Origin of the sequence: Pontibacter sp. Tf4 (genome assembly GCF_014212495.1) — a bacterium.
Classification (GTDB): Bacteria; Bacteroidota; Bacteroidia; order Cytophagales; family Hymenobacteraceae; genus Pontibacter.
This window is the reverse complement of the sequence record NZ_JACKZC010000001.1, coordinates 663,941-670,350: the sequence shown is the minus strand read 5'-3', so window position 1 is coordinate 670,350 and position 6,410 is coordinate 663,941. Positions and strand designations below refer to the sequence as shown.

At 44.4% G+C, this 6,410-nt stretch carries 2 protein-coding genes; both read right to left on the bottom strand.

What is annotated here, in order from left to right:
- Positions 1-1,075: 1,075 nt before the first annotated feature.
- Positions 1,076-2,503, bottom strand: a complete 1,428-nt coding sequence (locus H7F15_RS02880; RefSeq protein ID WP_185195425.1) for a SusD/RagB family nutrient-binding outer membrane lipoprotein — start codon at positions 2,501-2,503, stop codon at positions 1,076-1,078.
- Between the two features lie 11 nt (positions 2,504-2,514).
- Complete coding sequence (locus H7F15_RS02875) at positions 2,515-5,739, bottom strand: SusC/RagA family TonB-linked outer membrane protein (RefSeq protein WP_185195424.1); 3,225 nt, start codon at positions 5,737-5,739, stop codon at positions 2,515-2,517.
- Between the last annotated feature and the right edge of the window lie 671 nt (positions 5,740-6,410).

Here is a 6,410-nt window from a genome sequence, read left to right as displayed (position 1 = left end):
GTGTCTCGCCTGATCCAGCCCCTGTATGCTTGCTAATCTTTCTGCCGGATTTTTTAAAGGTGGCCGGCCCCACCATTTAGACTTTGTGCTTGTCTGTTTCAATTCCACTCTCTCAAAGAACTCTTTTGCCTATTCCCCAAAAGCCTGTCGCTTTTGGCTGGCATTGCTCCCCCTGCTGTCAAAGGGAGTTGCTACTAGTAAGTAGCTGCTGTTATTAGCTTTTCTTATCTTTCCCTTCTGGCCTGCTGCCGTTTGGGAGTGCAAAGGTAAGAAGCATTTTTAAACTTGCAATACCTTTTCAAAAATCTTTTTTTTCTTTTTTCAAGGCCACTGTCGGCGTGTTTCCACCTTCCACAAAGCCCTGAACTGCTTCCGGCTCACTGCTTGAACCGGGTTGCAAAGGTAACACCACTTAGGTGATGTTTGCAAGCATTTGTAAAAAAGAAATCAGAAAGTTTTTTTTTGGGGAAGATCGGTAGCTAAAGTGTAGCTACGCTTGTGCCAGCGGGGGTTTGCACCCGTCCGTTGCCGGCCCTTCTCCTCTCTCACTTTCCTTGCCCTTCCTGCTGAACGGGGATGCAAAAGTACACCTCTTTTTCCGTTTTGCAAACCCGGCCTGTAAAGATTCTCCCTGTCAAAAGCTAAGTAGCTGGAAATAAGCCGGATTATTTTTCAGGTTTCCCTTTGCCTGGCTGTTTCCTATAGCTACTTCCCTTCTTCTTGCTTCTGACGGTCTGCCCGGTCGGCCGGCCGTGAAGTGGTAACAGTTCAAGACCAGGCTATAGTTCCGGATTGGAGTAAATATTTTATTACACTCCTTATTTTCTTTATTGCTCAATTATCGATAGCAACTATAGTTTAGTTATTTCTCCAACTATAGTCTATAGTTTAACAGACATAAATTCTCTTATTTCTCTTGTTTCTCCATTTCTATAGTTGTAACTCAATAATAGCCTTTGGTAACTATAGTTTACCATGCTTCTTCGGAGCTTTGCTATAGTTTATCTCTATCTATAGTTGTAGTAAACAAAAAGGGCTACCATTACTGGTAGCCCTTTTATATAAGTGGGAGAGATTATCTCACATCCCACCACAGTTTCGTGCTGCTATCGTCACCGCCGATGGCTGATGCTGCAGAACGGTTGTTTTCTGGGTTAAGTGTCTGCTCGTTAACAGGATAGATCAATCTTGTTGGAACGATCAGGCCTTCAACCGGAGGAAGAAGTGTTGGAGCATCTAATCTTCTCCAGGTTAACCATGCATCGTAACCACGGTTGTAAAGAGCGATCCACTCCTGCGTTCCGATCTTCTGTCTCCAGTCGCCAGGTGCAGTCAGGTAGTTTACGTTAGGCTGAGCGATGTAAGCCAGCGCTTCAGTACGTGTGCCACCCCAGTACTCGATAGAGGCAATGATACCTTCGTTATAGTGCTCCTGAGCTGTACCACCTACTGCGTAACCTCTTTCTACTGCTTCTGCAAGCAGGAATCTCACTTCTGAGTAATCCATAAGCAGGGCTTCGAAAGTAGGATCTGCAATTTTAGCACTTACTGTAGAGTGTGTAGCAAAGTTGTTAGGGAAACCATATTTACCACCAACAAATGCACCATCAACTGTAGTGAAGTACTCATCTCTTCTTGGGTCATTCAGCGCGTTCATTACGTCTACCAGTGTGTTGGCAGCTACGTAGTCTTCACGAGTTGAAAGAGGACCTTTTACGTTTGAAGAAATCGGGTTATTGTTTGGCGGAGCTGGTAAGTACTCGAATGCAGCATTATCATCATTATCAATAAACACACCAGCTTCTACTGCATCTTCAACAAGGGTCTTTGCTTTTGCATTGTCAACATCAGCAATCACCATACCTAATTTCAGCTGTAGTGAGTTACCGAATCTGAACCACTGGTTCATGTTACCTTCATAGATGATATCACCAGTTCCAAAACCATCAGCACCAGGCGTGATCTTTTTGATAGCTACATCCAGACGAGCAAGGATATCATTGTATACTGTCTGAGCATCATCGTACTTAGGCAGTGCGTTCAGCGGGTCAAGGGCCTCAGTATAAGGCACATCACCAAACGTATTTACCAGTACAGACCATGTGTAAACTTCCATGATCTCGATCTGAGCCAATTGGTTGTTCTTAACAGCCTCAAGCAGCGTCGGATCTTCGCTTACCAGTCTTTTGGCTTCTTTCAGGTCGTTCAGCACATCACGATAAAGCGTAGTCCACATGTTCTGAGGAATGATACGCGATGTCATGTTGTATCTTGGCTCATCCAGGTACTGTGTAGATGTCCAGTGCTGTACGTAGAAACGGTAGTTGTTTGTGTTAACGTTTGGAGTTGTCAACACGTCTGTCAGGTTCTTGGTAGCACCTGTAAACAGGGTCTCAGCCGGAACGGCTGTTGCCTTCTTCGAGTCGTAGTTATACTCGTCCAGATCATCCACGCATGATGCCATAAACACCAGCGAGAAAAGGCATATTATCAGTTTCTTCATTTTCTGTTACTTTAGAAATTTAATTTTACGTTGAAGCCGTAAGTTCTAACAGCAGGGTAAGCACCTGACTGGTAGCCTCTACCGAAGTTGCCTGAGCTCAGACCTTCTTCTGGATCTGAATACTCCATGTTCTTGTGGATGATCCACAGGTTACGGCCGATCAGCTGAACGTCAACACCTTTAATGAAACCTAGGTTACCTAAAACTGACTCAGGAAGTGCGTAAGTTAAAGCTACTTCTCTCAGTTTCACGAAGCTACCATCAAATACATACATTGCTCTTGGAGCACCTGCATAGTTATCAGCAGCGTAACCGTAAGGAGTCATACCGTCACCATCCTGGTTTTCAGCATAGATGTCGTTTGGAGTACCATCTTCTTTAACACCTGGCAGCAGTACACCACCACCTTCTGCTACTGGCAGACGAGATGGGTTACCTTTAGCGTTCAGGCCTGCAGTGTGTGCATAAAGACCTGTTGCTTCACCATACCACTGGTCAAGAGAGAATACATCGCCACCATGACGAACATCGATCAGGAAGCCAAGAGACAGGCCTTTGTAAGTCAGGTTGTTGCTGAAACCACCAGTCCAGTCTGGGTTTGGATCACCGATAACAAGGTCAGATCTGCTTGAACGCAGGTAGTAACCGTTCTCACCTACAGTTCTCTGGCCGTTTGTATAAACGAAGTCGTTACCACGGATTACACCGTAAGGCTGACCGATAGCTGCGTTAAGTGATACACCACCCTGCAAAGAAGCAAGTGTCAGGTTTTGTACGTCTTCGTACAGGCTAACAACTTTGTTTCTGTTACGGGCAAAGTTGAAGTTCATTGTCCAGGTAAAGTCGTTTGTCTGGATCGGGTTAACGAAAGCAGTAACCTCGATACCTTTGTTTTCTACTTCACCGGCGTTTACGTAACGGCTTGTGTAACCTGATGCGGCAGTCTGGCTAACCGGCATGATCTGGTCAACCTGAGTTGACTGGTACCAGGTAAAGTCGAAACCGAACAGGCTGTTCATGAAGTCAGCTTCGATACCAGCTTCCAACGTTTTCTTTCTCTCTGGCTTCAGGTTAGGGTTGTTCTTCGTGCTTGGCAGCGAGAAGATCGGAATAGAACCAAAACCGGTTGGTTTGTCATAAACGTCATAGATACTCAATGGAGGAGCATCATTACCAACTTCGGCGTAGTTAACTCTTAACTTACCATGTGATAACCAAGGAGTCTCGATGAAGTTAGAGAACTCTACGTTAACACCGGCAGCTGGGTAGAAGTATGCGTTATCGCCATCTGGCAGGGTTGTAGACTTATCACGACGGGCAGAAAGCTCCAGGAAGTAAGTGTCTTTGAAACCAAGGCTTGCGTTAGCGAAGATACCATCCACACCTCTGCGGATATAAGCTTCAGCTGGTGGGTTGATCGGGCTAACAGAGTTAGACAGAGAGTACAGTCTTGGTACAACCAGACCACCGTTTGTAGAAGCACTGATAGAGCTTGTACGCTCTCTGCGCAGGTTAGAACCTAACAAACCAGTAAAGCTCAGGTCTTCGGTGATGTCTTTGTTGAAGTTCAACATCAGGTCGAAGTTAGACTCGTTGAAGTCTCTGTTGTAACGGAAGTAGTAAGGCAGACCAGCGCTACCAACTGCTACACGCTCTTCCTGCATGTCAGTAGTAGTGTTGAAAGAAGCTCTACCAACTACGTTAACCCAGTCAGTGAGTTTGTAAGTAGCAGATGCAAAACCATAGATGTTATCTCTGCTGTCGTTTGAGTAGTTCTCGTACTGTGTCCAGTATGGGTTGTCAGAATAAATAGGGCCATCGTTAGAGCTGTTCCAGTTCCAGGTAATGTTCTGTCTGTTTCTGAAATAAGCATCTTTCTGCTCCATCAGGTCAATGTTCGTCTGGAACCACTGTCTGAACTGCTGGTTAGGGTTGTTACCGCTATAACCGGTACCATATCTACCAACACCTACTGTGCGTGTATAGTTAGCTGACGCTGCAACTGTTAAACGGTCAGTAGCTTCGAATGAACCGTTAAAGTTGAACATGTCTTTATCAAGGGTAGAGTTAGGCAGGTTACCTTTGATGTCGTTACGGGTGTAACCTAAGTTGAAGGTAGTTTTGTCGCCACCACCGTTGATCACGATGCTCTGGTTAGAGTTAACACCAGTCTCAAAGAAAGTTGTTGCATCGTTTTCAGCAGCTAACCAAGGTCTTGTTTTACCATAGTTAGGAGAGAATGGATCAAGTGCATCCCACTGATAAACCATCAGGCTTGGGTCGAACTTAGGACCATAAGAAGCGTCATCCTGGAAACTAACAACCGGCGCTACACCGTCACCCACATCCGGAATAAGGTCTTTGCTGGCACGGAAGCCCTGGAAGTAACCACCACCATACTCTTTCTGATATTTTACATACGTATCCTTGTCGATGCTGCTCCAGGTAACACCGCTGTTCACAGTAATGTTAAGGCTGTTTTTCTGGCCTTTTTTAGTTGTGATCATGATAACACCACTGGCTGCACGAGAACCGTAAAGGGCAGTTGCAGCACCACCTTTCAGTACAGTAACTGAGGCGATGTTATCCGGGTTAAGGTCAGCTGCAGCGTTACCGTAGTCAGCACCACCACGACCAGTAGCCTGGCTTGTACCGTTGTTGTTGGCGTTACTTACAGGCACACCATCAATAACGAAAAGAGCCTGGTTGTTACCAGTAAGAGAAGAATAACCACGGATGATAACGTTAGTAGAACCACCCAGTGTGTTGTTCGTTCTGATATCCAGACCGGCAACTTTACCTGAAAGGGCGTTTACAACGTTCTCGTTTCTGGCACGGGTAAGCTGCTCTGCGCTAACTTCCTGAGCTGAGTAAGCAAGCTCGTTTCTGTTACGCTCAATACCCAGCGCCGTTACCACTACTTCATCCAGTTGTTTTGCATCTGTTTCAAGGCCTACGTTAAATGTAGTCTGTGTTCCGATGGCACGCTCTACAGTTTTGTAGCTCATGTAACGGAAAACGAGTGTGTTTGCACCTTCCGGCACATTCAGCGTGAATGAACCATCCACACCAGTGGCAGTTCCCACAGTTGTTCCTTTTACCAGAACAGATACGCCTGGTAATGGCTGGTTAGTAGCGGCATCTGTTACCTTACCGGAAACAGCCCTACTTTGAGCCATAGCCTGCTGCACTAAGACAGAGACCAGCAAAAAGCTCAATAATAGAAGTTTTTTCATTTGCTTTAGTTTTAGATAAGAAAAAAGTTAAGTTGGTAATAGGTTTAATAAAGAGTAATGGGCACTAAGATACCTGCAGACTATTACAAGTAAACCTTTGCGTTTCAGACAGTATGAACTGAGAGAAATCACCAAATAACTTGCATTACCAAAGAGGCACTGCAGCTATACTTAAACTCTGACTGATGATAAAGTGGCGTTGAAACAGAAAGCTTAACATTTAGCAGAAACAAAACATAATATGCTTGTTTTGAGCCAGTTAACTCTCTATGGTTTAGCAAATTGTTCTTTAGAAGAACGATGCCGTGGTAGTAGGAAAGGTAAGATAAAGTAGATGTTCATCCATATTTTAATCTGTTTTTAAGGTGAGCGACACTTCAATTATAAGTATAAATATCATTCATTACAAATATTTAATTCAATCTTAGCGATAGTTTTTTTTAATGAACGGGTAAGAATCACCTTAACACGATTGTAAATAGTCGGGTATAAAAAAGGATTTTTACATAACTATTTAAAGGTATTATCGCATTTTACGCATAACTGAATTGATAGTTGTTAATTGCATATCGTATCAGGCGCGTACAGCTAAATATTTATAGTTGGCCGGTTGCGGCAGGCAATAGTTGCATTAAAACGACGGCTTGTAAACCAGGCATTTATACGTTGTT